Origin of the sequence: Mesorhizobium sp. M7A.F.Ca.CA.004.06.1.1, assembly GCF_003999135.1 — a bacterium.
Classification (GTDB): Bacteria; Pseudomonadota; Alphaproteobacteria; order Rhizobiales; family Rhizobiaceae; genus Mesorhizobium.
Map to the genome: position 1 here is coordinate 1 of NZ_RZPQ01000514.1, position 3,393 is coordinate 3,393.

The window sequence follows — 3,393 nt, forward strand, 5'->3', positions numbered from 1 at the left end:
CGGCGCCACCATCCGTGTCGCCAGCAGCGTGCCGGCAGCAACGATCGACCCAGTCACCATTGCGGACGCCGGCGGCCTGCTGGTGATGCAGCAGGTTGCGGAATTCCTTTGTGTCGACGGCCCCGACCTGGTGCTGCAACCGGCGCTGGCCGAGAGCTGGAAGCCGAACGACAACGGCACGGTTTGGACCTTCAAGCTGCGCAAGGGCGTAAAATTCCACAGCGGCGGGGAGATGAAGGCCGACGACGTCGTGGCCAGCATCGACCGCCTTGCCGATCCGGCAAACTCGTCCAACGCGCTGTCGGTGTTCAACGGCATCCTGCAGAAGGGCGCCTCCAAGAAGGTCGACGACTACACGGTGGAATTCCACCTCGATGCGCCGAACGGCAACTTCCCCTACATGCTGTCGTCCGACAACTACAACGCCGTCATCATCCCGGCGAGTTACAAGGGCGACTACGAGAAGAGCTTCGACGGCACCGGGCCGTTCAAAATTGAGAAATACACGGCAAAGGTCGGCGCCTCCTTCGTCCGCAACGAGGATTATTGGGGTCCGAAGGCACTGCCGGAACGCACCGAATTCACCTTCTTCACCGATATGCAGCCGCAGATCCTGGCGCTGCAGGGCGGACAGGTCGACATCATCAACCAGATGCCCGTGCTGGCCGGCGTCGCTCTGCTCAACGATCCGAACGTCGACATCATCAGCCTGAAGTCGTCGGCCCATCAGCAACTGCACATGCGCTGCGACGAGGGCCCGTTGAAGGATGCGCGCGTGCGCCGTGCCATTGCGCTCTGCCTCGATCGCGACAAGCTGGCCGCCGGCCTGATGAAGGGACGCTCCGCTCTGGGCAATGACAGCCCGTTCGCCGCCGTCTACCCTTCGACCGATACGAGCGTGCCGCAGCGCAAGCAGGATATCGCCCAGGCCAAGCAGCTCATGGAAGCAGCCGGCCTTGGCCAGGGCTTCAAGATAACCCTGACCACCGAACGCTACCTGGAAATCCCTGAATACGCCCAGCTGATCCAAAACTGGGTCAAGGAGATCGGCGTCCAACTCGACCTCAACATCCTCGACCAGAGCGGCTATTACGGAGACGCAGTGTTCGGCAAGTCGAACTGGCTGGATTCGGTGATGGGTATCACCGACTACGGCCACCGCGGCGTGCCGAACGTCTATCTCGCGGCACCGCTGAAGAGTGAAGGCACCTGGAACGCGGCACACTTCAAGAACAAGGACTATGACGCGCTGGCGACCAGCTACATCGCGGCCCTCGATCTCGAGGCGCAGAAGGCCGACGCCGGCAAGATCCAGAAGCTGCTGCTCGAAGAAACGCCTGTCATCTTCGGCTATTTCTATGACTATCTCACGGCGACGGCGAAGGGTGTGGCCGGCGTGCAGCCGACCGCCATGTCGCAGCTGTTCCTCGATAAGGCATCGAAGGCCTGAACGGAAGGGAAAGCCAATCCTCTAACAGCCAGCTCCCGCATGGGGGCTGGCTCCACAAGGAGTCCTAGCCATTCTCTCCTTCCTTGTCCGGCGTGTCTCGCTGTCGCTCGTCACGCTGTTCCTGCTCAGCATCATGGTGTTCCTGGGCGGCCAGGTGCTGCCCGGCAATGTCGGGCGCGCCATATTGGGCCCGTTCGCCGACCAGCGCGCGGTCGACGCGCTCAATCACACGCTCGGCGTCGATCGCCCGCTGCTAACGCAATACTGGAGCTGGATCTCCAACTTCGTCCAGGGCGACATGGGTACGTCCTACATCTTCCGCTCGCCGGTCGCGCCTTTCGTCATCGATGCGCTGGGCAATTCGATGAAGCTGGCGGCGGTCGCCTTCGTGCTGGTGGTGCCGATCGGCATCCTCGGCGGCGTCGTCGCCGCACTCAACCTCAACCGCCCGCTCGACCGCATCATCAGTCTCGGCGGCCTGTCGGTGACGGTGCTGCCGGAATTCGTCACCGGCATCATCCTGATCCTGATCTTTGGTGTCTGGCTGCGCTGGCTGCCGATATCGGCCGCATGGCCGCGCGACGCCGGCTTCTTCACGCAGCTCTATTACCTGATCCTGCCCTCGCTGCCGCTGTTCCTGGTGCTGTTCGGCTACATCGCCCGCATGGCACGCTCCGGCATGATCGAGGCGCTCGATTCCGACTACACGCGAACGGCCGTGCTGAAGGGCCTGCCCTGGCGCACGGTGATCTGGCGGCATGTGCTGCGCAATGCGCTGCTGCCGACCATCACCGTCATCGCGACGCAGACCGGCTACCTCATCGGCGGCCTTGTCGTCATCGAAACGCTGTTTCGCTACCAGGGCATCGGGTCGCTGATCTTCACCGCCGCGCGCGGCAAGGATTTCCCGATGCTGGAGTCGGGCATCCTCACCATCGGCATTGTCTATGCCGTGGCCACCCTTGTCGCCGACTTCCTCTATTCCGTGCTCAATCCGCGTATCCGTCTGGGGTCAGATCAATGAGCGCCGTCCAAACCAGCTCTCCTACACCAGACGACACGCGCCGGCGCAGCCCGCTGGCGGAGGTCTTTTTCTCGCTGCTGCGCTCGCGCACATTCCTTGTCGGTTTCGCCATCGTGCTGTTCTGGGTTGCCTGTGCGCTGTTCGGCGAGCATTTCGCACCTTACGATCCGCTCGCCGACGACATCATCAACGCGCTGGCGCCGCCCTCTTCCGAACACTGGTTCGGCACCGACCAGATCGGCCGCGACGTCTTCTCGCGCGTCATCGTCGGTTCGCGCGACATCCTGACCGTCGCACCGCTGGCAACCTTGCTGGCGACGGTAGCCGGCACGGCGCTTGGCCTCCTTACCGGCTATTTTCGCGGTCTCGTCGACGATGTCGTCAGCCGCATCCTCGAAGCCTTCATGGCGATCCCGGTGGTCATCGTTGCGCTGTTGGCCATCGTTGCGCTCGGCACCTCCAAGACGACGGTCATCGTCGTCATCGGCCTGAGCTTCGCGCCGATCATCGCGCGCACCGTGCGCTCGGCGGTGCTGGCCGAGCGCGAGCTCGACTATGTCGCCGCCGCACAACTCAGGCATGAAAGTGCCCTGCATACGATGTTCGTCGAGATCCTGCCCAACGTCATCCCGCCGATCCTGGTCGAAACCACCGTGCGGCTCGGCTATGCCATTTTCGCCGTCGCCACGCTCTCCTTCATGGGCTTTGGCATCCAGCCGCCCTCGCCCGACTGGGGGCTGTCGATCTCCAACAATTACGGCATGATCGGCGGCGGCTTCTGGTGGACGGTGCTGTTCGATGCGCTCGCCATCGCTTCGCTGGTGATCGGCGTCAATCTGGCGGCCGACGGCGTTCACGGAGCGCTCAATGACTAACTCCGCCAAGGCCGAAAACGCACTCGAACTCACCGATCTTTCGG

Annotated in this window: 3 protein-coding genes; all 3 read left to right on the forward strand. The window is 63.0% G+C overall.

The window, feature by feature from the left end; genetic code table 11:
• Positions 1 to 1,450, forward strand: a 1,450-nt coding sequence (locus tag EN906_RS24630) for an ABC transporter substrate-binding protein (RefSeq protein ID WP_164777329.1), incomplete at its 5' end; no start/stop codon positions are given.
• A 70-nt stretch (positions 1,451 to 1,520) separates the two neighbouring features.
• Entirely contained in the window at positions 1,521 to 2,474 is a 954-nt protein-coding gene (locus EN906_RS24635; protein ID WP_127270253.1) for an ABC transporter permease, read from the forward strand.
• Complete coding sequence (locus tag EN906_RS24640) at positions 2,471 to 3,349, forward strand: ABC transporter permease (protein ID WP_127270255.1); 879 nt, start codon at positions 2,471 to 2,473, stop codon at positions 3,347 to 3,349. Before EN906_RS24635 ends, EN906_RS24640 begins: the two co-directional genes overlap by 4 nt.
• Positions 3,350 to 3,393: the final 44 nt, after the last annotated feature.